Below are 23,915 nucleotides of genomic sequence, written 5' to 3' on the forward strand. Positions count from 1 at the left end.
CCGCCGCTGCCCGCGCCATGCCTCCGAAACAGTTTACGTTTATGCCCTCACCGGGCCCTTTCAAATGCCTGGTTACGCTTCGGCAATGGTCACGTCATAGTCTTCATCGACGAACGCGACAAGAAACTCTTCAGGCATCAGCCACGAATCAACGCTGACCGTCTTCGTGCCGATGTCAACGTTGACCTTGGCGTCGGCGTCGACGGTCTTCATCGCATGTTCAATGGTTGCAATATCGTCAGAGCGAATTTCATCTTTCAGTGAGAATTTCATTTGTCGTTTCTCCAGTAGATAGCTAAATGCGCCAGGACCTATCGGTCAATGGCCCAGTGGAAGCAAATGTAGGCGCATTGACTCAGGTCTCGCATACCCACCCTGGACTAACAGTGTTGCGCCGCGAGAACAAATCGAAATCGGCTTGCAGGGTTGCTGCTTGTCCCGCCTGGGCAACAAGGCTATTGCCGCGCTCGACTTTCTGAGCCGACACGTCGATCAAGGTCTTGATCTCTCCGGTCTCATGCGCACTTCGAAGCGCGAGAATTTGGACTTCGCTTGCGACTACAGAAAGCCGCGCCCCTGCTCTCCCGCACGTTCCGATTCAACAGCGGAGCCGCGGTTGTGAGATAGCGGCGGGATGTAGCGTTGGCGGCCCACTGGCGAAGCCCATGCGAATCGTGCGGCAACCAACGCTGAGCCCTGACACGCCGGCAAGCACCCGCCTTGAATGCAGCTAGTTTGCCGAGCGCCGACCAGTCGAGGAGTTGCCCGTCCTGCGCCATTGCGGCCACTATCCGTGGCGTCTTAAAAAAATCTTTGCATGTATCTGATAGGTCAGATATAGTCCGCATCAGACACGGAGATATCAGCTATGAGCCTCTATCACGAAGACAGTTTTTTGCCGGTCCAACGCATCGTCTCTGCGTTGAGCAAAGCCCGCCACCTGCTCACCGCGGACATGCACGCCGCATTTGCGGGCACGGGCGTCGGTAGTTCGCACGTCGGCGCACTGTTGCTCCTTTCCCTGGGCATTGCGTGCACGTCGGTCGGGTTGTCCAGACTGCTGGGCGTCGATCCGGGATTCGTCACACGAATAATCGACCGTCTGGAAAGCCAAGGCCTCGTGCGCCGGGACCGCGACAATCCGGACCGGCGGGTGGTCAACCTGACGTTGACCGAAGCCGGTCGGAATGTTGCCGCGCGGATCGCAGAGATTGTGCCGGCGGTGTTGAACCGACGCCAGTCGGGCTTTACCCCGCTGGAATTCGCAGCCTTAAGCAGTCTGCTCGGCAGGCTGGTGGATGAATGAGCCATTTTTTTAACCAAATATCTGACATATCAGATACCCGGCGACGGCTTGAGAACAGCCGTCCATCAAGCCTCTAAAAGGACGCAACATGAACCCGCCAAAAAACCCGAGCGCTCCGGCGCCATTGACTGGCTGGCAGTTCGCACTCGGCACCTTCGCGGTGGCCCTCGCCACCTTCATGAATGTGCTGGACTCGTCGATCGCCAACGTCGCGATCCCGACGCTGTCCGGTGACCTGGGCGTGTCGGTCGACGAAGGCACATGGGTCATCACGCTGTTCGCCGCGGCCAATGCGGTGTCGATTCCGCTGACCGGCTGGCTGACGCAGCGGGTCGGGCAGGTCAAGCTCTTCGTGGCGGCGATCCTGCTTTTCGTAGTGGCGTCCGCCGCGTGCGGCCTCGCGCCCAACCTGCCTGTGCTGCTCGTGGCCCGCATCGTGCAGGGCGCAGTGGCGGGGCCGCTGGTGCCCTTGTCGCAAGCACTCTTGCTTGCTTCGTTTCCGCGGGAAAAGAGTTCGAGCGCGCTGTCGCTGTGGGCGATGACCGCAACGGTGGGGCCGATCGCCGGGCCAGCCTTGGGCGGCTGGATCACCGACAACTACAACTGGTCGTGGATCTTCTACATCAATGTGCCCGTCGGCCTCTTCGCCGCCGCGGTGATCTGGGTGCTCTACCGCAAGCGCGAAACGCCGTCGCGCAAGCTGCCGGTCGACAAGGTGGGGCTCCTCTCGCTGATCGTATGGGTGGGCGCGCTGCAGATCATGCTCGACAAGGGCAAGGATCTCGACTGGTTCAATTCGCCGGTGATCTGGGCGCTCACGATCGTCGCGCTGGTCGCGTTCCTGTTCTTCGTGATCTGGGAGTTGACCGAGGCCAAGCCGATCGTCGACCTGCGCCTCTTTACCGGACGCAACTTCCTGGGCGGCACCATCGCGATATCGATCGCATACGCGGTCTTCTTCGCCAACCTCGTGATCCTGCCGACGTGGATTCAGGAGTTCCTGGGCTACCGGGCCGTCGATGCGGGGCTCGTGACAGCGCCGCTCGGCATCTTCGCCGTGTTGCTTGCGCCGATAATGGGCAAGGTCATGCCGAAATCGGACGCGCGTGTGCTGGCGACGCTCGCTTTCCTCGGCTTTGCGGGCGTGTTCCTGATGCGCTCGTGGTACACGACGGGCGTCGACGCCTACACGCTCGTTCTGCCGACGCTGCTGCAGGGCATCCCGATGGCGCTGTTCTTCACACCGCTCACGGCGATCATCCTGTCCGGCTTGCCGCCGGAGAAAATCCCGGCGGCCGCGGGTCTGTCGAACTTCGCACGGATCTTCGCCGGCGCGGCGGGCACGTCGCTCATGAGCACCGTCTGGAACGACCGGACGATCCAGCACCATGCGCAACTCGCCGAGCAAACCAGCTTGAACAACCCGTCCTATGTGCACGCGCTCGCCGATATTCAGACGACGCTGCACGCAAGTCTCTTCAAAGCCCAGGCCTTTTTCGAAACCCAATTGAGCGCGCAGGCGTCGATGCTCGGCCTGAACGATGTGTTCTGGCTGTCGGCGGTGATCTTTGTCGTGATCATTCCGCTCATCTGGATCACCAAGCCCAGCAAGGACGGCGCAAAGAACGCAGCGGGCGCGGGCGGTCACTGAACAGCACGCCGCACGGACGCGAAGACATTGCAAAATTCTTCTTGCATACTACTGACTTTGCAGTTATTGTCATAGTCATTCATACGGAGGACACGCCGTGAAGCACTACACACCTGAAAGTTTCTCCCTGACGCAAAGCGTCGGGTATTTGCTGACCAAGGCTCGCAACCTGATCACTGCGGAAGTGGACACGGCCCTCAAGGATCTGGACGTCACCGGCTCGCAGATGGGCATTTTCCTTGCGATGGAGCGCGGCCTGGCCTCCACGCCGTTCGAGCTCTCGAAGTTGTTGTCCGTCGACACCGGACTGATGACGCGGATGCTGGACAAGCTGGAAACGAAGGGGCTGCTGGAACGCTCGCGCAGCGTGGACGATCGCCGGGTGGTCAACCTGGTGCTGACGAAGAAAGGCGAAGAAATCGCGGCCGAGATTCCGCAAATCGCGCCGGAAGTGCTCAACGCGCGGTTGAAGAAGTTCACGAAGGCGGAGTTCGAAGAGTTGTGCCGTCTGCTTAACAAGTTCATTGGAGAGTGAGCGCCCCGGCGCCCCCTTTTTTTAATCATTAATCTGACAGGTCAGACAATGAAAGCGCAGATTACTAAATCCTCCAGCGGTACCCGTGCGATGAAAGCGGGGCTGTCGGCGATCCTGGTGGCGGTGCTCTCGGCATGCGCCAACTATGCGGGCATTCACAGCGACCAGCAGATGGCCCAGCCGCAACAGTTCAACACGACGCAAAGCCTGCCGGCCGAAAGCGGTCACTGGCCGGCGCCCGACTGGGCGGACCAGTTCGGCGACGCGCAACTGAAGGCCTTGCTCGAGGAAGCGCTCAAGGGCAGCCCGACGATTGCACGGGCGCGCGCCCGCATCGCCGGGGCGCAAGCCTTTGCGGAAACCGCGAAGGCCAGCACGATGCCGCACGTCGACGCGGATTACTCGCTGGCGCGCAAGCAGTTCAGCGGCACGGCGCAGGTGCCGCCGCCCTACGCGGGCAGCTGGCAAACGCAGAACACCGGACTGTTGACCGCTTCATACGATCTGGATCTGTGGGGCAAGAATCGCGAAGCGCTGAAGGCGGCGGTCTCCCAGGCGCAGGCAAGCGAGGCCGACGCGGAGGTCGTCAAGCTCACGCTCACGACTGCGGTCGCCAGCGCCTATAACCAGCTTGCGCGGCTTTACGTGCTGCACGATATCGCACAGCAGGAAGTCGAGCGCCGCGAACAGATCGACCGCATCACGGCCGGCCGCATCGCGACCGGGCTCGATACCGAAGTCGAGCGCAAGACGGCGCAGGCGAATCTCGCAACCGCCCGCTCGGCGCTCGCCGCACTCGACGGCAGCATCCTGACGACCCGCTACCAGTTGGCCGCGCTCATGGGCGAAGGCCCGGACCGCGGGCTCGCGATCGCGCGGCCTGCGCTTGGCGTCAGCGACGAGGTGCGTCTGCCCGACAACCTGCCCGCCGACCTCGTGAGCCGCCGCCCGGACATCGTCGCGGCCCGCTGGCGCGTCGATGCGATTACGCACGAAGTGAAGGAAGCGAAGGCAGAGTTCTACCCGGACATCAATCTGAGCGCCGCGATTGGCCTGGACGCGTTCGGCTTCGGCCGCTTCCTGACGGCGGCGAGCCGCACGGCCAACGCGGGTGCGGCGATCCATCTGCCGATTTTCGACGGGGGTGCGCTGCGTGCGCAATTGAAGGGCCGTTACGCGGATTTCGACGACGCCGTCGCGACTTACAACCAGACGCTGATCAGCGCCTTGAGCGGCGTGGCGACGCAACTCGCGCAGATCCGCTCGAGCGACGCGCAGCTTGGCGATGCGCAAACGGCGCAGCAAGCCGCGCGCCAAGCCGACGCTCTGGCGATCACGCAGTACAAGGGCGGCTTGACGAATCAGCTGACGGTGCTCAACGCCGACATGAACGCACTGCAGGCCGATCAGGCCGTCGCTAACCTGGTGATGAACCGGCGCGACCAGCAGATCGCGCTCGCATCGGCGCTCGGCGGCGGCTACGTCGATACGTCATCCCAAGCAACACGCAGCGCGGATTCCGCCGCGCCTTCCAACCCCGTCGTCGCCGCGCGCTGAACCGGCACGTTCGCAAACTCTCAGGAGAATTGACATGAGCGATACCATCACGTCCGACCGCGCCAGCGTGGACCCGGTCCAATCGAACAGCAACGATGCACACGATGCCCCCGCGGGCACCTCGCCGAATGCGACGCCGCCCGGCGCCTCAGGCAAACGCAAGCTGTGGCTCGCGCTGCTGGGCATCGGCGTCGCGGTTGCAGGCGCAGCGTATGGCGCGTACTACTTCTCGTATGGGCAATATCACGAGTCGACCGACGACGCGTACGTCAACGGCAACCTCGTGCAGCTCACGCCGCAAGTGACCGGCACGGTCAACGCGGTCAACTCGGACGACACGCAGATCGTGAAAGCGGGCGACCCGGTCGTCACGCTGGACCCGGCCGATTCGAGGATCGCGCTCCTGAACGCCGAGGCGGCGCTCGGCCAGGCCGTGCGCCAGGTGAGCACGCTCTACGTGAACAACGACTACTACGCGGCCAACATCGCGCAGCGCGAGTCGGACCTGGCCCGCGCGCAGGACGATCTGCAGCGCCGTGTCGCGGTGGCCAGCACCGGCGCGGTGTCGGCCGAAGACGTCTCGCACGCCCGCGATGCCGTGGCCGCCGCGCAGGCTGCGCTCGACGCCGCCCGCCAGCAGGCGCAATCGAACCATGCGCTGACCGACCGCACGTCGATCGAACAGCATCCGAACGTGCAAGCCGCCGCCGCAAAGGTCCGCGACGCCTATCTCGACTACGCACGCAACACACTGCCGGCGCCGGTGACGGGCTACGTCGCACAGCGCTCGGTGCAAGTTGGCGAGCGCGTCTCACCGGGCACGCCGCTGATGTCGATCGTGCCGCTCGACGGCGTCTGGGTCGATGCGAACTTCAAGGAAGTGCAACTGCGCCGGATGCGCATCGGTGAGCCCGTCACGATGACGGCGGATGTCTACGGTTCAAGCGTCAAGTACCACGGACGGGTGATCGGCTTCTCGGCGGGAACGGGCAGCGCGTTTGCGACATTGCCGGCGCAGAACGCGACCGGCAACTGGATCAAGATCGTGCAGCGCTTGCCGGTGCGTATCGCCCTCGACCCGAAGGAGTTGGCGGCGCATCCGCTTCGCATCGGGCTGTCGATGAACGTCGACGCCGACACGCGCGACGACTCCGGCACGCAGCTCGCCGCTGCGGTGAACACGACCTATCACACCGATGTGTTCGCGCAGTACGGCGAAGAAGCCGATGCGGAGATCGCGAAGATCATCGGGCAGAACGAGATGACGGCGCAGGCGAAGACTGCACAGCCGGCTGCGAAGAAGGTGGCGATGCGTGATCAGACGCGCGGCTAGGCACGTCCAGCGCGAGCGTAGCCCCGGTGAGAGGGGGGCCCTCGCGCTTCTTACAGCCGCATGCCAACATGACGCAACGCTGCCCGGCGTGCGCCACCCATCCATGATCCAAACGACAGCTGTCTCCGACGAGGCTGGATGGCAACCCTTGTGGGATGGATCATCACGAAGCGCGTTGCAAGCGCTGCCACTAAGGGGACTATATGGACTACCTTGATAGTTTGCGAGCATTCCGCTCTGTCGTCGAGGCTAAGAGTTTTACGCGGGCAGCAGACATACTGGGTACTAGCGTACCGGCCGTGTCACGCGCCATTTCAAGACTCGAGACTCGGCTGGGCAGCCGTCTGTTCCATCGCACGTCGCGGCAGATTTCGATGACGGAGGCGGCGGAACGCTTCTATGCCGGGTGCTCCCGCATTCTGGACGATCTGGAGGTGCTGGAGGTTGAAGCGTCGATGCAGACAGTGCAGCCCGGTGGTGTGCTCCGACTCGTCGCCCATACTACGGCGACGGTGCTTCGACTCGTACCGCTGATCTCGACCTTCAAGCGCAAGTATTCCGAAGTCGATCTGGATGTAACTCTCACCGAGCGACCGGTAGATCTGGTCGCGGACGGTTATGACCTGGGCCTCGTCGTACCCTTCATGTTGAGCGCCAAGACCGTCGTCACTCGACTTCTCGAGCGCGTACCGCTCACTATCGTAGCCACGCCCGAGTATCTGAGAAGACACACATTACCGCAGCATCCATCCGAGTTGACCAAACACACGTTCGTCGCCGTATCGCCGTCCGTTCGCAAGCCCGAGTTGACCTTCCGCCTGGACGAAGGGAATCTGACCGTCCCACTGACGTATCACGTCGCATCGAATAATCCAATGTTCAATCGGGAAATGGTACTGGAGGGATTCGGCATCGGTGCGGTGTCAGCCGCGCTCGTGCAGGCTGAACTGTCCTCCGGCAGGCTGGTACCGATCCTTAGCGACTTCGAAATCGTCGATGGTGCGATTGAAATTCGGCTGGCCTACAACTCTCGAACACTCTTGCCGGCCAAGGTTAGAGCGTTTGTCGAGCATGCCGCAGCGTATTTTGAGGAAACAGCAGACGCCCAGCCGGCGTTGAGCTGATTCGGAGCTGTCCAACGGCACACCCACGCGGTCGACGATCTCCAGGTTGATCCAGGCGCACGAGGACGGCCAGGTCGCGCATTTACCGCATGCAGACGATGCGCGTTATTTTCGAACGCGCAACGTCCGCGCGCTTAGGCGGCCGAGACTCGCGGATCGAAGTCGAACTCGAGCCGAATCCCGCCCGGTTCAAAAATCATCGTGTGCCTCTTTGGTCCAGCCCCCAAATTTTCTGGTGCAAATTGAACTTCGACACCGGTCCATTTGGACACCTTAGAGAATACGTCCTCAAGCGCTGCTTCACTGCCGACGCGCAAGGCCAGGTGATGCAGGCCCACGTTCGTTTTGCGGTCGAACTCCACGCGGCCCGATTGATTCTGCACTTCCCACAGCGTCAGCATCACCTGCCCGTCAGACACGAATGCAGCCGGATAATCGGGCTTCTCTCCAATTTGCGTCCATCCCAAACAACTGATGAAAAAGTCGCGAGTGAGGTTCAGATCGCGAACGGTCAAGCCGATGTGATCGATGCCAAGCGTTAGTGGTTTCGCAGTCATTTGAGCCTCCGGGTTGTGGTGATGTTGCTACCGCAGAAGGACAATGTCGATCGATTGCGCGCAGGCGGCGCGATCAGATCGCGATTGATGTAGTTGGGACGCACATTCGCGCATTGCGGGCCAGTCGTTGCACGCATTCCCGCGCTCTCGGTAAACATTGCCTTGCTTGATCTGTGATTCCCCCGCAGCGTTCAAGCATACAGCTCATTCACCGCTTCAAACAACTGAGTTTGTTGCAAGCCATTCAACATTAATCGAGGCGTTTGCCATGCAGATAACTATCCGTGCAGCCGTTATTGCCAGCGCTCTTGTGATTCCAGTTGCGCCACAAGAGCGTCATGCAGCGCTGGCCCCACAGCATCGCCAAAGGTGCGGAATTCGCGATGCCTGTGGCCAGGTAAATCGACACGCGCATTGCCACGCCTTTCATTCGTCCGACGACGCACACGGCATGAATGAGCGAACGATTCCGGACGGCGAGTTGATCAGCTGATAGTCGATGCGAGCACGGTCGGCTGCGTGCTCGCCAATCGCTGCAGCGAAGAGCGCAACGTATGCGTGCTCTTCGCTGCAGCAGGCCGCAACGGCGACTATCATTGATTCACGTGCCGGTCGGCTATCTCTACTGCGCCGGCAATCCGCGCACCGTCTGACTCTATCGCACGTGCGAAGAGCCGGGCCTGAACGGGCGAAACTCAGTGTAGGCAGTTTACGAATTCGTTAGCCAGGAATTCGCTATGAAGCGGTTAACCGACTCAAATCGGTTGACGTTTCTTCTGTTCATGGACCTGGCGCCACAATTGCAGTCCCAAGCGTTGGTCCTTCGTCGCAGGGCATGAAGTAGTGCGGAGGTGTCGCCATGATTGAGTCTTCCGATTTCCGGAGCAAAGAGATAGTGCTTGATCGCGGAGGCGGTCGTATGCCCGCGCTCGGATTTGGCACGCTGATTCCCGATGGTGCTACGACTACCCGTGCGACCAGAGACGCGCTGGAAGCAGGATATCGTCACATCGATTGCGCCGAGCGATATCGGAACGAGCGTGAGGTGGGCGAGGGCCTGCGGGTGGGGCTTGCTGCTGGAGGGATCGCGCGTGAAGACATCTTTGTGACCTCAAAATTGTGGAATAACAATCATCGGCCCGAGCGTGTCGAACCGGCTTTCGAGGCGAGCCTTGGCAGGCTTGGGCTTGACTATCTGGATCTCTATCTCATCCACACTCCGTTTGCGTTTCAGCCAGGGGATGAGCAGGACCCTCGCGATGAAAACGGTGATGTCATCTATGATCGAGGCGTGACTTTGCTCGACACGTGGAGGGCGATGGAAGATCTCGTCGACCATGGTAGATGCCGCGCCATCGGACTGTCCGACATCCTCCTGAACGAATTGCGGCCCCTCTACGAATTGGCACGAATCAAGCCGGCGGTGGTGCAGGTGGAAGCACATCCGTATCTTCCAGAAACGGAACTTCTGGAATTCTGCAAGGAGAAAGGGGTCGTGTTTCTGGCCTATGCGCCGCTGGGTCACGGAATCAGGCCGGGACCGATTGAGGAGCCAGTCATCTCCGAGATCGCCGCGCGAACTGGAAAAACGCCTGCACAGGTGCTTCTTGCCTGGGCGGTGCAGCGTGGCGGGGCGTTGCTTACCACCCCCAAGACTGCGGCGCGCGCGAGGGAGAATTTCGACATCACTGCCCTCCCGGCAGACGCGTTTGACGAGATCAATCGGATTCAGACCAGGCAGAGGTTCAACGCGGTCGTCGAGACCGGCAGCGGGGGCTTCCTCAATAAATGATTGTGAAAGCGGATGGCGTCTGGAGGTAGCCGATGCAGGAAGAAAATATCCGGGAAGCGTTCTGACGGGAATTGCCTTCGATCTGGCCTGTGTATCAGGGGCGTCGCGCCTGTCATCCTTCCTGCTGCACAGCCCACGAGCGGAGCGGCTTCAACGCTGGTCCTTCGCGACGGTGATGTTGGCTCTTGCAATCCGGATTCCGTTCGCCTAAGCGGTTTCGGCTGTTAGTGCCGATGTAAAAGCGACATTGGACGACGGCACGAGGTTGATTGAAACGATCAACAAAGGGCCGACGCGCTCAATGCATGAGGCGCGTCGCAATCCGGCACATCGTCAGACAGTCGCGCCTTGCAGCCGGAACACGTTGACGACGTCGCGTAGCATCTGCGCCTGTTCCTGCATCGATTGCGCGGCGGCTGCGGCTTCTTCGACCATCGCTGCGTTTTGCTGCGTGGTCTCGTCCATCCGCGCAATGGCGACGTTGACCTGCTCGATGCCTCGGCTTTGTTCTTCGGAGGCCGCCGAGATCTCGCTGATGATGTCGGTGACGCGCTTCACTGCATCAACGAGCAAATGCATCGTGCCGCCCGCTTTCTCGACAAGCGCCTTGCCATCGTCGACTCGTTCCACCGAGTCCTCGATCAGGCTCTTGATCTCCTTCGCCGCATCCGAGCTGCGGCGCGCGAGATTGCGCACTTCTCCCGCGACCACTGCAAAGCCGCGCCCTTCTTCGCCAGCACGCGCCGCTTCGACGGCTGCGTTCAACGCGAGGATATTGGTCTGAAACGCAATGCCTTCAATCACGGCGATGATGTCGACGACGCGCGCGGAACTCGCCGCGATGTTCTGCATGTTCGCGACCACCTGCTGGACGACCTCGCCGCCTTCACCCGCAAGCTTCGATGCGCTGAGCGCCATCTGGTTCGCCTGCAATGCGTTGTCGGCGTTCTGCTTCACCGTCGCAGTGAGTTGCTCCATGCTCGCCGCAGTTTCGCCCAGCGACGACGCCTGCTCTTCGGTACGTGCCGACAGATCGAGATTGCCCGCTGCAATCTGCTCGGCCGCAACAGTGATCGTTTCAGTGCCACCGCGAATGCGCCGGATCGAATCCGCCAACCGATGCTGCATGCGCTGCATCGCAAACAGCATGCTTTGCTGATCTTCCTTGCCAAGCGCAACCGTGCCCGACAGATCGCCGCCCGCGATGGTTTCCGCCACATGAGCCGCATACGCCGGCTCTCCGCCGAGACTGCGCTTCACGTTGCGGATGATCAGCACCAGCGCGATCGTGCTGAAGCTGCCTGTCACGAGGATAGTGAGCAGATAACGCAGCAGGTCGGCGCGGAACGCCTGGTTGATGTCGTCCACGTAGACGCCCGAGATCAGATACCAGTCCCACGCCTCGAAGCGTTTGACGAAGCTGATTTTCGGCACGTGTTCGCTCTTGCCGGGTAGCCGCGCCATATAGTCGATGAAACCTTGCCCTTGCGTCTGGGCAAGCTTGACCATATCGACAAACAGCAGCTTGCCGTCGGTATCCGCATAATGCGTGACGTCCTTGTTGCGAAGATCCGCAAGCGTCGGATGCATGATGACGACCGGCGTCGCCGTCGTGATGATCATGTAGCCGTTGCCGGGATAGCGCATGACCGACAGGCGCGCCATCGCCTGCTGCCTGGCCTGATCGAGCGTCAGTTCGTGCTGATCGACGAGCTTCGCGTAGTCGGCCACGATGCCGTACGCGCATTCGACTACGTTTTGCACCGCCGCCTTGCGCTCCGACAGCATCGTTGTGCGCGACTGCCACGCTGCCCAGCCGCCGAGACCCAGCAGGCCAAGCCACGTAATCAATAATGCAAGCCACAGTTTGGTATTCAAGCTGAGTCGGTTCACGCCGTTTTTCTCCATCGCCGGCTCGATTGCCAGGTTCAGTGTTCAACCACACTGGCATCGCAACGAATGCGCGAGCCGTCAGAGGGTTGCACTGGTTAACGGCGCGGCTGCGCATTACCTGAGCCAGGAGACACCCGAACTGGGTGATGCGCTGCCAGCCTGGCTATCGATCGGCTTTCAATAAGAACGGCGCGCGAAGCCGGCGATCGTCAACAGCCGGCGAGGTGGGGTCGAATGGCCGTGGCTGGACCGGGAAGTCTTTGCCCAAATTTCGCCTGGCGGTTTACCCACTCGAACTTCCGATTCACCGCCGTTAAGCTGGAAGGCTTAAAAAGATCGGATTTTTCCCCACAAGAGATATGCAAATCCCATGTTCGACTGAACAGTCGCGTGGCATATTCCCTTCATTCATCCTCTCGTCGCATACCCTACCGATACGCGACAGGCGCGGCTGTGAAGAGGCAGTTTCGACAGGCAAGCCGTTAGCAACAGCGGCACGCTGTTGAAGGGCGGCAAAGCGGATCCGAACGGCATTTCCGGTATGCCTTCTTCGCCCGTTTCGTGTCAGGACACTGGGCGAAAGGAGAATTGTTCGAGTCAAGGGTAGTCGTCGCGGCATGCCTGATCTCGTTCAGTTGGTCGGCTTGAACCATGTGGCGACCAAGGGCATCGGTCCCGCTGTCGAAGGTGACGGCGGAGACCGGGAAACGATGTAGGCGCGTGGCATAATCCGCTCAGTTTCTATTACGGGTCATTTGGCGCATGTTGAGCCGTGTCTATCGGAGAATTGGCAGCCTGCTGGGATTGCTCGCAATCCTGATGGCAACGCTCGCCCCGACGGTCTCTCAGACACTCGCCGCCACCCGTACCGACCATTCGATGACGGGCGGCCACTGCTCGATGCCTTCGATGCAGCACCAGTCGCCGGACAGCGACACACACCCGGGCTCGACAATGTCGGACGGACAGGCCTGCGGCTATTGCAGTCTGCTGGCGCATATGCCTGTCATCCCGGGCGTCCAAGCGGCTTTCGCCGTCACGATCCGGGCCATCCAGCATCCTGTAGCAACCCGCTTCGAGAGCGTTCGCCTGGTTGAACCGCTCACACCCGCCCAGCCCCGCGCTCCTCCCGTTTCGTCCTGATCTGACTCTCATCGACGCGATGCACTCGCTGCATCGCGGTGTGTCGCGCGTTTGTACCCAGACGTGCGGCGGCATTACGACGACCCCAGACAAGGATGAAACATGCACACCCCGTCAACGCGCAGCGGTAAGCCGCCGCTCACGGCAGCCATCATTTCGGCTGCCACAAGCGCGCTTCTGCTCCTCCCCTCGCTGGCAACCGCCCATGCAATTGCGGGCGACCGCGTTTTCCCGTCGACGCTGGCCGTCGATGACCCTGGCGTCGGCGACGAGGTCAACCTTCTATATGGTCACATCCGTGTTCCCAGTGACAACGGTGACCAAAGCATCAACACCTTCAGTTTCGAGTACGACAAGCTGATCACATCACGACTGGCACTATCCGTGACCGGCGCCTATGTGATGCAAAACAACCCGACCACTCGTGGCTTTGATAACTTTGGGGTCGGTTTGAAGTATCTCCTGTACGTGAACGAGGCGCACGAGTTCATGACGTCGGTCGGCGCCAACGCCCAACTCGGCGGGACGGGGAGCCAGGCAATCGCCAACAACTTTTCGACCATCTCACCGACGATCTACGCCGGCAAGGGCATGGGCGACCTGCCCGATTCGCTCGCCTGGCTGCGGCCGATTGCCATTACGGGCGTAGCTGCCCCGGCGCTGACCACCGGGGCCGGACAGCCCAATGCGTTCAACTATGGCTTTACGGTCCAGTACAGCCTGCCCTACCTGCAGCAGCACGTCCATGACGTGGGGCTGCCGCAACCGCTGTCGAACCTCATTCCTATCGTCGAGATTCCGCTGTCGAGAAGCCAGGGGCAGACGACGGGAACGGTCAATCCGGGCTTCATCTGGATTAACCGCTACGGTCAGATCGGCGTCGAAGCGCAGATACCGATCAACAATGCGAGCGGTTCGCACGTGGGCATCCTGGTGCAGGCCCATATCTTCTTCGACGATATCGCGCCGACGACGATCGGCAAGCCACTGTTCCCGTGGTGATAAAGCGCAGAGGCGAACGCCGGCAAGCAACGGTGTTCTGGTCAGTGTTCGTCGCTAAGCTCGCCTCCTCCCGCACCTCGTTTGTGCGCGGTTCTCCGCGCTGTTGAAAGCCGCATTGGCCTGGCTGACCAAGCCGTCACCCGCGTCACTGACGGGGGCGACTTCTCCAATCACCTGACAAGACCTTGATCAATCCATGAAAACCTCCTGGCTGAACCCTTCCGTAGCTCGCGGCCTCGTCGCGACGCTTACGCTGACTGTCGCGCACCTGGCACACGCGCACGCCTTTCCGACCCATCAGATGCCGTCCGCCGGCTCCACTGTATCCACTTCACAGAAAGATGTGGCCATCGACTTCGATGACGGTCTCGAACCGGCATTCAGTTCGATCGCTGTGACCGATTCGCAGGGCAAGTCGGTAACCAGCAACAAGGTGATAGTCGACTCGTCGAACCCGAAGCACATGTCAGTCGCACTGAACGCGCTGGCGCCAGGCGTGTATACGGTGGCGTGGGTGGCAGTGGCTGCCGACGGGCACCGTACGCAAGGCCACTACACCTTCACGGTCAAGTAACGATGGAGCCGTTCGATATCGCACAGATCGTGGTCGCCGCCACGCAGGACGCGATGTTCGCGCTTGCGGTGGGGGCGCTTGCGTGCGGTGCGATGCTCGGGCGGCAGGACCATGTTCCACTTGACGCGCTTGCCGGACTGGGCCGCTGGCGATTTGGCCTGTTTTGCGGGCTCGCGCTCGCCTTGTGCCCCTCGAAGGCCGACGAACGAAAGAACCGGCCCTGATCGGCGACCGAGCGTGCCTGATCAGAGCCGCTCGAGCACCTCAAGAAAGAGCAATACGGCGATGAAGAAGCCGATCCATCTTACCGTGGTCATGAGGCTACCGAGCCTGAGAGCCAATGAGTTCACGGCGTCCGCGACAGGGCTCGTCGTTAATTCATCATCGCGGCCGCCGCTCGCCGCGGCGGCACGCAACTGAGCAGTTGCGAAGTCAATACGAAGGTGGGTGACATAGCCAATTGCGATTTCCGGCCATTCAGTTGTGCCGTCGCTTTTGTTGGGCTTGAGAAAAAGGTTCGGCTCGCGCTGAGGGTTAGCCATGGCACTTTCGTCCGCGTAGAGGTGCCGCAGCGCCAGCCCCAACTCGACCGCGCCAAGCTGGCCATCAGACAGCGCCTTCGAAAGCGCCTGTATACAGGCTTCGGGAATATGGCAGGCGAGCCACCACTGATCGGGTTCTCCGGTGTAGCAGTACCGAGCGGCACGTCGGAAAAAGAAATACCGAGTTCGTCCTCCAACTCGCGCAGACCTAACCGGTCAGCCGTGCTGACGTCCCGTGCCTCGAAGGACACCTCAACTGTGTGCATCGCGTGTCCGGCGTCGCCAATGATCGACAGCTCCTGGCCATCGAGATGTGCCACTCCGTGCAGCGACGTGGAAAGTGTTGGCTGTTTGTCTGCGTCCAGAGGCTCCGCGAGCTGTTGCGCCACATGAAGCTGCTCCAACCTCAACCACATTGACCTGGCCGGGAAATAAGTCCGCTTCTCGCCATCGAACCCAACATGTTCGAGGGCGTGATCCTTCCGCTCAATTAATTCCGTCGCGGCGTTTTTTTCCAAAAACAGCATGGCGCGCCCCACTCGTGATTGCGTCAAGCCCCTGAGCGATAAAGGACAAGGACGTGGGTGTCGTCCGCCTTAGCGCGTGATCAAAGCGTCGGCGGTTGCGTATTGCAATGCAGTACGCTGATGGGCGGAATCGTACTCCCCCGAACGTTTGGTTGATATTGGGAAGCGCACACAAAGATCGCAATTTCATTAGGGCTGGTGTGCAAGCGCTCCAGATCGCTGCCCGGCTCCTGCACCGGGGCCGGAGCCATACCGCACTCATGCAGCACCGCGCTATCGCAATACCGACGGGCCAAGCCCCGATGGACGGCGTCCGGCGCCATTCTGCGGGTTGATGGACATTACCGGACGATCGGGTGCCGCGCTAGCGGCACTGGAGGTCGTGCTGCGCAGCCCCGGAGCCAGGTAGATGAATTTCCACCCGCCGTAGGTCTGCTCGTTCTCGAACTCCGCATATCGTCTTGGAAACTCAGCGCGCTTGATCGTCAGCGCTTCCGAACTGCTAGAAACGCCATAAAAGCGATCTCCCTGCCGCGCGAAAAGCCAATCGTTCTTACCGGTGACCGGATCCGGATATGCCTGACGTAGATGATGCATGGGCATCGGGAAGCGACTGTCATTCAGCAGATCGTCGACCGATGCCGGGTAAGCACGGCCGACGCGGTAATACCGCAGAATCGCCTGCCGGTACTGGTCACCGGCGAACAACAGTTGCTTCTCCTGCTCGCGCCGCACTTGCAACGACCACACGTCGAGCGCGCCCGCCAACGCGATCGACATCAGCATCAGCGCGATCAATAGCGCCAGCAGCACGAGCCCACGCTGCGGCGCGGTGCAAGGTCGGTTTCGATGCCGTGTACCCGATTTAAGGCGCGCGCTCCAACGCGATGAGCAAGCGGCATGACTCACCTGTTTGCTCCTTCTGTATCAGCGGACGTGCCCTGCGGACTACTCGCGGGCGCGACGTCGTACACGCCCGTCTTCGTTTCGTCGGGCGACGCGATCACCGCCCATTTGTCGTCGCCATTCACCGGATCGACCGGAACCGCGCGCAGGTAGTGTTTCGCCACCAGTTCATCGAGCGTGTCCGGGTACTGGCCGTTGTCGCCGTAGTATTTGTCGATCGCATCGCGCATCACCGCAACGTTCTGCTGCCGCACCTGTTCCTTGCCGCGTTCGATGCTGTGCATATAGCGCGGCAGCGCTAGCGTCAGAAGCAGGCCGATGATCGCCATCACGACGACCAGTTCGATCAGCGTGAAACCGCGAGTCCTGCGCGCATGAGCGGGTTTCATGATGCACGGTCACCATTGTTTGTAAGGAACGCCGTTGATGCCGACGCGATCGGATTTCGACGACACGTCGAACACATCCTTGCCGGCCTCGGCACTCCCGGACGACCCGCTGGCGGCAGCCTGGTCCGGCGGTTCACCATAGGCCCGGACGTTCCAGGTATCCTCGGCGGCAGTGTCTGGCTCGCCTGCGAAGAACGGATCGCGCGGCACGTTGCGAAGGAACATCAGCAGCCCCGCTTTCGGATCTTTCGCATTCTGCACGCCCGTCACGAGTACGGTCAGCGACGGCGGAAAGCCGGACATATCCGCCTCCTTATCGATCAGGCCTTCATCGCTCGCTTCCTTGTACGCATCGAGTGCCGTGCGGATCTCGCGCAACGCGGCGCTCAACTGCTGTTCCTTCTGACGCTGTACCACGAGTTCGGAGAATGGCATGATCGCCAGCGCCAGGATGCCCACGAGCGCGAGCGTGATCACCATCTCGATCAGCGTGAAGCCGCGCTGATCGAGTCGGCTTGCGCCGCGCTGGCGAACCGCGTTCGTCAGGATAGCCACGGCTCAGTACCCGTTCTGAATCGGGCGGAGCGGGTTTTCGCTCGGCATGTCGCCCGGCGGCATCTGCAGGGGCGACGGGGGCGACGGAGGCGGCGCGGGTGCCGGTGCGGGCGCCGCCTGCGGGGGCGGGAGCGCCGGCACCGGCGACACGGCCGCACCGGGGCCCGGCTCAGTGTTGCCTCCGGTCGGTTCCGCTGCTGGCGGCGTGCCGGCATTAGACGCCCCGCTCTGCCCCGACTGTGCCGCGGGCGCGGCCGGCAGCGGCGAGAAGCGTCCGCCATAGGGTGCGGGCGGTGGCGTTGTGCGCGGCGCCGGAGGCATTTGCCCAAATGCGCCAGTCGGCGGTACCCCCGTCGAACGGTTCACTGCGGCTTCATCGGACGAGGCACCCCCTACCCTTCCGCCGCCCACGTTTCCGGGCAACGGCTTCGCAGCCGGCGCCGCGGGTACGTCCGCGCCAGCAATGACAGGATCGAGTCGAAGCTGGTCAGCGTGTACGTTGACGTCGGTGCCGGACCAGACTTCCTGCGTGTCCGCGTCCGCCGCGAGTTGCGGCCGGACGATGTGCGGCGTGATCTGCAGCACGATCTCGGTCTTCACATGGTCACCGTTGTGGTCCGAGAACAGGCGCCCGAGCACGGGCAACTGGCCGAGGCCGGGCACCTTGTCGGCGCTCCTGCGATCTTCATCCGAGATCAGGCCGCCAAGAATCTGACTCTCGCCATCTCTCAGGCGCAGGCTCGTCGACGCGCTGCGTGTCCCGATCTGGTAAGCGAGCGAGCTCAGACCCGTCGTCGAGTTGCCACTCTGTATCGTTTTCGTGATGTTGCTGACTTCGAGACTCATTTTGATACCGACGTCGCCATCCCGATAGACCTGCGGCTCCACTTCGAGCTTGATGCCGACATCGATGTACTGAATCATTTGCGTGTATGACGGACCGCTGGTGCTGGGCGTGCTGGAACTCGAAATCACCGGCACCTTGTCGCCGATCAGTATTTTTGCCTTCTCCTTGTTGCGCGTGCGGATGCGCGGGCTCGCCAGCAGGTTCGCGTCAGTATCGGTAAGCTTGAAGTTCGCCGTCGCGGACAGGCCACTGACATTCAGCGCATTGATGGGCAGATGGTGCAACTCGCCCCACGTGTCCACCGTGCTCGGCGTCGACATCGTGAACGAATTGGGCCATGCGATCCCGAGATCCGACAGCCGTTCGTGTGATACCTCCAGCACTTCAACTTCGAGCATCACTTCCGGTTCCGGCAAGTCCTGCGCCGCGATCATCTGCTCTGCAACCTTGATGGTGTCCGGCGTGCCACGGATCGTCACGGTGTTCGCGCGCTCGTCGATCACGACCTCCTTGATCTTCAGCAGGCTCTTCAGCAGCGACTGGATCTGTTTGGCTTCGACGTTCGACAACTGGAACGTGCGCACCTTCAGTTCCTGATATTCAAGCTGCTTGGCAGGGGTCGCCGGGTAGATGAACAGCGTGTTCGCGTTCAGCTGTTTCTTGTCGAGCTGGTTCTGCATCAGGATCATGTCAACCGTGTCCTGCAGCGACGCGTTCGTCACGAAGATCGTCGTCTTCAGGTCGGCACGGACGTCGCGGTCAAAGATGACGTTCAGACCCGAGGTCCGCGATAGCGCTTCGAAAACCATGCGCACGTTGGCATCGCGAAACTGCAACGTGACCGGCCGGCGCATGATCGACGACGTGGCAAGCGCCTCTTCCTTGTCCGCACGTTGCTGCCGGCGCTTGTCATCGATTTCCCTGAGCAACTGCAACGCGTACGCGTTGGTCGGATTCTCCAATAGCACGCGGTGTACGCGATCGGCCGCCGGTCCGTATGAACCGCGCTGCATCATACGGTCCGCTTCCTGCAGGATCGCGAGGTCCCGGCGGTCCTGGTCGATCAAGGCGCCGATCTTGCGCCCGCGTTCGCTGGTCGGATCAAGCTGGCTTGCCGCATAGAGCTTCTGGATCGCCAGATCGAACTGATTGCTGGCACGGTACTGTTCGGCCTGATCGAGCAACGCATTGACCTGGGCATTGCGATCACGCAGATAGTTCAGCTTCACCTCGGCGTTGGTCGGATCGTCGTGTATGTTCGGAACGTGCGTGCACCCGCCAAAGACGACCATGGACACGACGATCGCAAGCAGACGCTTTTGCGCGATCCACCCAGTTGGCGAACGATGATCGGGGAACGTTACAAAAGGCGAGAAGTGTGTCGATGGGCCGCTATCCCTGTCGCGACCCGCACCCCGGCTCCATGAGGTTTTCATCTACTTTCCCTCTCTTGGAATGGCTACGACCTGCATCTGGTTCAGCGGCAGATAGGTCAGCACCACGTCGGATTCCGAAACCGACTCGACGCGGTACTGCTCATCGACGACGTCACCTGGCGAAACAATCAGCAGTCGGTCTCCGCTACTGAGAAACACCTGGGGTTTCGCTTTTTTCGCGTCCAGCTCCCCCATGTAAGTGAAAGGCACCGGCGGCGCCACAGGCGGAGCCGCCCGCACTTCGGGTACGACCGGCACGACGACGGGTGGCGGCGGCGGAAGCCACGAAGAGGCAACGAACGGATTCCTGGTCGATTCGATTGACAGTGGCGCGCGCAGGGAGACGAGCCTCGCGTGTGGCGTCGCCGGCGCCGCTGGGTGCGGATCTGCGTGCCGCGACGACTGGCGATGAACGGCGGCGGCTCGCGCCCGTGCGTCGTCATGGTGCGGGACGTTGATCGCGACAGTCGCCGCGGGCGTCCGGGTTACCGCGACCAGCGAGCGATAGCCGCCCCCCACGGCGGCGATCCCGCACAGGGTCAGCAGCACGCTTTTGACCAGAGCGGGTTTCATGGCTGCGCTGTCCGGTAGATGAGTTCGAAGCGAACCCGTGCATCGAGAATATTGCCGTCCACCGCGGGACGCTCGACGTGGATTTCCTGTAGCGCCGCATTCGGCACATTGTTGAGGACCGACGCCAGAAAACGCCGGATCGCGCTGTACTGGTCCTTGACCGGCAGCAGCACCTGGTATCGCACGAGACGCGCGCCGGTCTCGGTCGTCATCTGATATTCGGCGGACCCGAGCGTCAGATTGCTGTCGCGGGCCTGCGCGAATATCGTCGCGATGTCGTCCGCGCTTTGCGTGAAACCCGGGAACAGTTCCGGCAAGGTGTCAAGCGCCACCACGTCCACCGACGCGCTGCGCTCATCGACAACGTGGTGCGCCTTCGCCGCCCGCGCAAGCCACGCAGGATCCTGAATCTCGCGTGTTTCGGACTCCACACCTGGGATCGCTGCCCCTGCTACCGCAGCAGCGCCGATCATCACCGCGCCGAGCAGCCCCGGCAAGCCGAACGAGCGCCGCATCTCGAAGCGCAGGGTCAGCAGCATGTCCCGCAGTTGGTCGGCTTTCATGACTTCCTCCAGACGGCCGTGATCTGAAAGCGCACAGGTTTGCCCGGCACATTCGTCTCGATCAGATGATCGTTGAGTACCGCTTCGCGCAGCAGCATGCTCGCCTGCAGATACTTCAGGTAGGCGATCATCGCGTCGAAGTCCTTCGCTTCCGCCGTGATCCGGATCTGGCTTTGGGCGGGATTCTGATCGATGCCGATCAGGGCAACATCGTGGTCCGGATAGTCTTCGACGATCGAGAAGAGGTCTTGCCACGGCACGGTCAGTTCACGCAGGATCGACTGGCTTTGCTTTTCCGCGAGCTTGACGGCCGGCGTCGGCGGCGGTTTTGTCACGTGCCTGGTTGCTGCGAGGGTCTGCTGATGGACCGCCTCCAGTGCCGCCTGTGCGCGATCGTTTTCCCCGTATGCATGCCAGAGCCGCGCGCCACTCCCGAGCAGCAGCACCGCGGCCGCGCACAGCAGGATCATGCCGCTCGTGGCGGTGCGGGCGCGGCGCCGGCTGAAGTCGATGTCGAGGCGCGGGATCATTGCGCGTACTCCATCAGACGGTGGGCGGGCGACCTGTCCATCGCCGGCTGCGCCAGCCGGATCGCCGCGGCGAAACGCGCTTCGAACGGCGCGAGATCCGTCTCGATGCCGGCCAGGCAGATCCTGCACTCTTCGCGCCTCAGGTTCGTGCTGGTCGCCGAGCGTTCGAACAGTTGCTCGGTGAGTTCAGCAAGCCGCGATGCGTCGTCGGCATCACCGGGAAAGAGGCGCTGTGCGTCGTATGCAACCCAGCGGTCCTGTTTGATCATGACCGCCTGCAACAGTTCGTGGGCGACGAATATCAGCAGCGCCTCGCCGCCGTCGTCAGCGACGGGGCCTGCACGATTGAGCATCTCTGGAAGCCCTAACCTCAATCGACTAATCCCGACATGCGCGGATGCGCTTACCTCGCGGATCCCGTCATGAAGCGCACGCGACATCGCGCTGGCAAAAAGTGCCCGGCCGCCACGCTGCACGCAGAAGCGCACAAGCAGAGACTCGCCGTCAATCCCGTAGGTATCGGTGAAGTGCGCCAGCACGATCTCTTCGAGTTCGCGCGCGCGCAGCGTGCGGAAGTCGCCGCGCAATATCGCGTGATTGCCCCAGAAATCGTCCAGTACCACGGACGCGCTCCGCTGCGGCGCCTTCACCTTCTCCGCTAGCGCGGCGTCGGAGGCGGGTGTTGCCGCAAGCGCGGTGCGCAGCGCATCGAGCAAGCCCGGTTCGGTGCAGCACTGCTCGTCGTCAATCGCGACGCTGGCGGGCTCGGCAGCCGGCACGGGTTTGCGCAGACGCAAGAGCAGAGGCAACCCCGCACCAACGACGATCTCGCGCGTGCCGACCCCGACTGCCACCGGACTATTCAACCATCGTGACACGGTTAATCTCCTCGAGTGTCGTTTCGCCGCGCCTGACGCGTTCAACCGCGGCGGTGCGCAACGTCTGCATGCCATAGCGCAGCGCCGCCGCCTTGATATGCCCGAGTGGGGCGCGCTCCGACAGCAGTTGCCGCAGTTCGTCGTTCATGCGCAGTGCCTCTGCAATGGCGCATCGTCCCCGATACCCGCTGCCACGGCACGAGGCGCACCCCGTGCCGCGACGAAAGAGGTAGCTGCCCGCGGTATCCGGATCGATGCCCGAACGGACCAGCGTGTCGGAGTCGATCGTTTCGTCTGTGATGCAGTCGGGACAGCACTGCCGCAAAAGGCGCTGTGCGACCACGCCGTTGAGCGCGGACACGAAGCTGTAGGGATCGACTTCCATGTTCGTGAAGCGGCCGATCACGTCGAACACGTTGTTGGCGTGGACGGTCGTGAAGACCTGGTGACCGGTTAGCGCAGCCTGCACGGCGATCTGCGCGGTTTCCGGATCGCGGATCTCGCCGACCATGATCTTGTCCGGGTCGTGCCGCAAAATGGACCGCAGTCCGCGCGCGAACGTCAGTCCCTTCGCTTCGTTGACTGGAATCTGCAGGATCTCGCCCAGCTGGTATTCGACCGGGTCTTCGATCGTCACGATCTTCTCGAGGCCATTGTTGATTTCGGTGAGAATCGCGTAAAGCGTCGTCGTCTTACCGCTGCCGGTCGGCCCGGTCACGAGCAGCATCCCGTACGGCATCGATGCGACCGAGCGCATGAAGCGCGTATCGGCTTCCTGAAAGCCCAGCGCCTCGAGCGTCAGACCGCCCGCGGCCTGCGAAAGCTGATAGCGGTCCAGGATCCGCAGCACGGCATCCTCGCCGAACTGATTTGGCATGATCGACACACGAAAATCGATCTCGCGGCCTGCGAACTGTGCCTTGAAGCGCCCGTCCTGCGGCACGCGGCGCTCCGCGATATCGAGTTCGGAAATCACCTTCACGCGCGACAGCACCTGATCCGCAACGTCGCGACCTTCAACGCGACCGACCACGGTCAGCACGCCGTCCACCCGGCACTTGATCATCAACCCGTTCGCCCGGCATTCGAGGTGGATGTCGCTTGCCAGCATCTTCAACGCGTCGTAGATCGTCGAGTTGAGCAGCCTCACTACGGGGCTGTCGTCGCTGCTGATTCCCTGCAGGGTCAACGCGATTGAAGAAGGATCGACTGCTTTCTGGATCGGATCGTCGAACGCGAGTGAGTCCATCGCCCGCACGTCCTTTTCGCGCACGGTCAGATACGCAGTGATGTCTCCCACGCTCGCGAGCGCCCAGCTGTACGGCACGGTCGGCCGCGAACGCATGCGATGTTCGACGCAGCCACGGGTGCGTGCATCGAGCGGATCCGCGATGACGAACAGCAGGCCATTGCCGCCGCGACGATCGCGAAAGCACACGCACAGCCGGGTCGTCGCTTCGACGAACGAAAACACCTCGAAATCAGGTTCGAGCTGGTTCAACTCGCGCATGCCGATCGGCTTCATCCGGAATTGCGCGGCCAGCTGGGCACGCATCTCGTCCGCACCGAGCGCCGTCTGCGTCATCAGTTCCTCCAGCGCGCGAATGCCCGAACCATGCCGCTCGCCGAGCGTTCGCAGTGCGTCGCGCAGTTCGACGTTGAGACTTTCCGATGTCGTGCTGACGGTATCCACGCGATTCCC

General features: G+C 61.8%; 26 protein-coding genes and 1 pseudogene. 11 read left to right on the plus strand and 16 right to left on the minus strand.

Annotation, left to right across the window (positions count from 1 at the left end):
* Nucleotides 1–72: 72 nt before the first annotated feature.
* The gene (locus tag B0G77_RS26875) at nt 73–273 is read right to left on the minus strand and encodes a copper chaperone (RefSeq protein WP_133665037.1); all 201 of its coding nucleotides are present in this window, start codon (nt 271–273) and stop codon (nt 73–75) included.
* Nucleotides 274–436: 163 nt separating this feature from the next.
* Nucleotides 437–609 (minus strand): annotated as a pseudogene (locus B0G77_RS44570) (methyl-accepting chemotaxis protein); the annotation flags it as partial.
* Between the two features lie 259 nt (nt 610–868).
* Between B0G77_RS44570 and B0G77_RS26885 the strand changes: the two are divergent.
* From B0G77_RS26885 to B0G77_RS26910, 6 genes are all read left to right on the plus strand, one after another.
* Complete coding sequence (locus B0G77_RS26885) at nt 869–1,306, plus strand: MarR family winged helix-turn-helix transcriptional regulator (protein WP_133665038.1); 438 nt, start codon at nt 869–871, stop codon at nt 1,304–1,306.
* A gap of 88 nt (nt 1,307–1,394) precedes the next feature.
* Entirely contained in the window at nt 1,395–2,957 is a 1,563-nt protein-coding gene (locus B0G77_RS26890; protein WP_133665039.1) for a DHA2 family efflux MFS transporter permease subunit, read from the plus strand.
* A gap of 97 nt (nt 2,958–3,054) precedes the next feature.
* Entirely contained in the window at nt 3,055–3,492 is a 438-nt protein-coding gene (locus tag B0G77_RS26895; protein ID WP_133665040.1) for a MarR family transcriptional regulator, read from the plus strand.
* A gap of 48 nt (nt 3,493–3,540) precedes the next feature.
* Nucleotides 3,541–5,049 carry an efflux transporter outer membrane subunit gene (locus tag B0G77_RS26900; RefSeq protein ID WP_133665041.1) on the plus strand — a complete coding sequence of 503 codons (1,509 nt, stop codon included), beginning with the start codon at nt 3,541–3,543 and terminating at the stop codon, nt 5,047–5,049.
* Between the two features lie 34 nt (nt 5,050–5,083).
* Nucleotides 5,084–6,382: an HlyD family efflux transporter periplasmic adaptor subunit gene (locus B0G77_RS26905; protein ID WP_133665042.1), complete on the plus strand. Its 1,299-nt coding sequence runs from the start codon at nt 5,084–5,086 to the stop codon at nt 6,380–6,382.
* Nucleotides 6,383–6,585: 203 nt separating this feature from the next.
* Nucleotides 6,586–7,506 carry a LysR family transcriptional regulator gene (locus B0G77_RS26910; RefSeq protein ID WP_133665043.1) on the plus strand — a complete coding sequence of 307 codons (921 nt, stop codon included), beginning with the start codon at nt 6,586–6,588 and terminating at the stop codon, nt 7,504–7,506.
* Nucleotides 7,507–7,640: 134 nt separating this feature from the next.
* On the opposite strand, the gene B0G77_RS26915 is transcribed toward B0G77_RS26910, so the two are convergent.
* From B0G77_RS26915 to B0G77_RS43470, 3 genes are all read right to left on the minus strand, one after another.
* Complete coding sequence (locus B0G77_RS26915) at nt 7,641–8,063, minus strand: VOC family protein (RefSeq protein WP_133665044.1); 423 nt, start codon at nt 8,061–8,063, stop codon at nt 7,641–7,643.
* A 250-nt stretch (nt 8,064–8,313) separates the two neighbouring features.
* A complete protein-coding gene (locus B0G77_RS43465; protein WP_166656278.1) occupies nt 8,314–8,472 on the minus strand; it encodes a hypothetical protein in 159 nt (52 codons plus the stop codon).
* 17 nt (nt 8,473–8,489) lie between these two features.
* Nucleotides 8,490–8,660, minus strand: coding sequence for a hypothetical protein (locus B0G77_RS43470; protein ID WP_166656237.1), 171 nt, complete (start codon nt 8,658–8,660; stop codon nt 8,490–8,492).
* Nucleotides 8,661–8,922: 262 nt separating this feature from the next.
* On the opposite strand from B0G77_RS43470, the gene B0G77_RS26920 reads away from it, so the two are divergent.
* A complete protein-coding gene (locus B0G77_RS26920; RefSeq protein ID WP_133665045.1) occupies nt 8,923–9,855 on the plus strand; it encodes an aldo/keto reductase in 933 nt (310 codons plus the stop codon).
* A gap of 333 nt (nt 9,856–10,188) precedes the next feature.
* On the opposite strand, the gene B0G77_RS26925 is transcribed toward B0G77_RS26920, so the two are convergent.
* The gene (locus tag B0G77_RS26925) at nt 10,189–11,748 is read right to left on the minus strand and encodes a methyl-accepting chemotaxis protein (RefSeq protein ID WP_133665046.1); all 1,560 of its coding nucleotides are present in this window, start codon (nt 11,746–11,748) and stop codon (nt 10,189–10,191) included.
* Between the two features lie 762 nt (nt 11,749–12,510).
* Here B0G77_RS26925 and B0G77_RS26930 point away from each other — a divergent pair.
* From B0G77_RS26930 to B0G77_RS26945, 4 genes are all read left to right on the plus strand, one after another.
* Entirely contained in the window at nt 12,511–12,891 is a 381-nt protein-coding gene (locus B0G77_RS26930) for a DUF2946 domain-containing protein (protein WP_133665047.1), read from the plus strand.
* 102 nt (nt 12,892–12,993) lie between these two features.
* Nucleotides 12,994–13,893, plus strand: a complete 900-nt coding sequence (locus B0G77_RS26935) for a hypothetical protein (protein WP_208116499.1) — start codon at nt 12,994–12,996, stop codon at nt 13,891–13,893.
* Between the two features lie 196 nt (nt 13,894–14,089).
* A complete protein-coding gene (locus B0G77_RS26940) occupies nt 14,090–14,467 on the plus strand; it encodes a copper resistance protein CopC (RefSeq protein ID WP_133665048.1) in 378 nt (125 codons plus the stop codon).
* Nucleotides 14,468–14,469: 2 nt separating this feature from the next.
* Nucleotides 14,470–14,691, plus strand: coding sequence for a hypothetical protein (locus B0G77_RS26945; RefSeq protein WP_133665049.1), 222 nt, complete (start codon nt 14,470–14,472; stop codon nt 14,689–14,691).
* 21 nt (nt 14,692–14,712) lie between these two features.
* Here B0G77_RS26945 and B0G77_RS26950 read toward each other — a convergent pair whose 3' ends face one another.
* The 10 genes from B0G77_RS26950 to B0G77_RS26995 form a co-directional block, all read right to left on the minus strand.
* Nucleotides 14,713–15,009, minus strand: a complete 297-nt coding sequence (locus B0G77_RS26950; protein WP_133665050.1) for a hypothetical protein — start codon at nt 15,007–15,009, stop codon at nt 14,713–14,715.
* Between the two features lie 800 nt (nt 15,010–15,809).
* Nucleotides 15,810–16,349, minus strand: coding sequence for a type II secretion system protein (locus B0G77_RS26955; RefSeq protein ID WP_133665051.1), 540 nt, complete (start codon nt 16,347–16,349; stop codon nt 15,810–15,812).
* 92 nt (nt 16,350–16,441) lie between these two features.
* Entirely contained in the window at nt 16,442–16,831 is a 390-nt protein-coding gene (locus B0G77_RS26960; RefSeq protein WP_133665052.1) for a type II secretion system protein, read from the minus strand.
* Nucleotides 16,832–16,840: 9 nt separating this feature from the next.
* Nucleotides 16,841–17,386, minus strand: a complete 546-nt coding sequence (locus tag B0G77_RS26965; protein ID WP_243751226.1) for a type II secretion system protein — start codon at nt 17,384–17,386, stop codon at nt 16,841–16,843.
* Nucleotides 17,387–17,389: 3 nt separating this feature from the next.
* Nucleotides 17,390–19,669 carry a type IV pilus secretin PilQ gene (locus B0G77_RS26970; RefSeq protein WP_133665053.1) on the minus strand — a complete coding sequence of 760 codons (2,280 nt, stop codon included), beginning with the start codon at nt 19,667–19,669 and terminating at the stop codon, nt 17,390–17,392.
* A complete protein-coding gene (locus tag B0G77_RS26975) occupies nt 19,670–20,242 on the minus strand; it encodes a hypothetical protein (protein WP_133665054.1) in 573 nt (190 codons plus the stop codon).
* On the minus strand, nt 20,239–20,805 hold the full coding sequence (locus B0G77_RS26980; protein WP_133665055.1) for a hypothetical protein: 567 nt from the start codon (nt 20,803–20,805) through the stop codon (nt 20,239–20,241). Before B0G77_RS26980 ends, B0G77_RS26975 begins: the two co-directional genes overlap by 4 nt.
* On the minus strand, nt 20,802–21,335 hold the full coding sequence (locus B0G77_RS26985; protein ID WP_133665056.1) for a hypothetical protein: 534 nt from the start codon (nt 21,333–21,335) through the stop codon (nt 20,802–20,804). The genes B0G77_RS26980 and B0G77_RS26985 overlap by 4 nt, the downstream gene beginning before the upstream one ends.
* Nucleotides 21,332–22,213 (minus strand): hypothetical protein, encoded by an 882-nt coding sequence (locus B0G77_RS26990; protein ID WP_166656279.1) that lies wholly within the window; start codon nt 22,211–22,213, stop codon nt 21,332–21,334. The genes B0G77_RS26985 and B0G77_RS26990 overlap by 4 nt, the downstream gene beginning before the upstream one ends.
* Nucleotides 22,194–23,906 carry a GspE/PulE family protein gene (locus tag B0G77_RS26995; RefSeq protein ID WP_133665057.1) on the minus strand — a complete coding sequence of 571 codons (1,713 nt, stop codon included), beginning with the start codon at nt 23,904–23,906 and terminating at the stop codon, nt 22,194–22,196. Before B0G77_RS26995 ends, B0G77_RS26990 begins: the two co-directional genes overlap by 20 nt.
* Nucleotides 23,907–23,915 lie beyond the last annotated feature (9 nt).

The sequence above is a fragment of the Paraburkholderia sp. BL10I2N1 genome (assembly GCF_004361815.1).
Classification (GTDB): Bacteria; Pseudomonadota; Gammaproteobacteria; order Burkholderiales; family Burkholderiaceae; genus Paraburkholderia.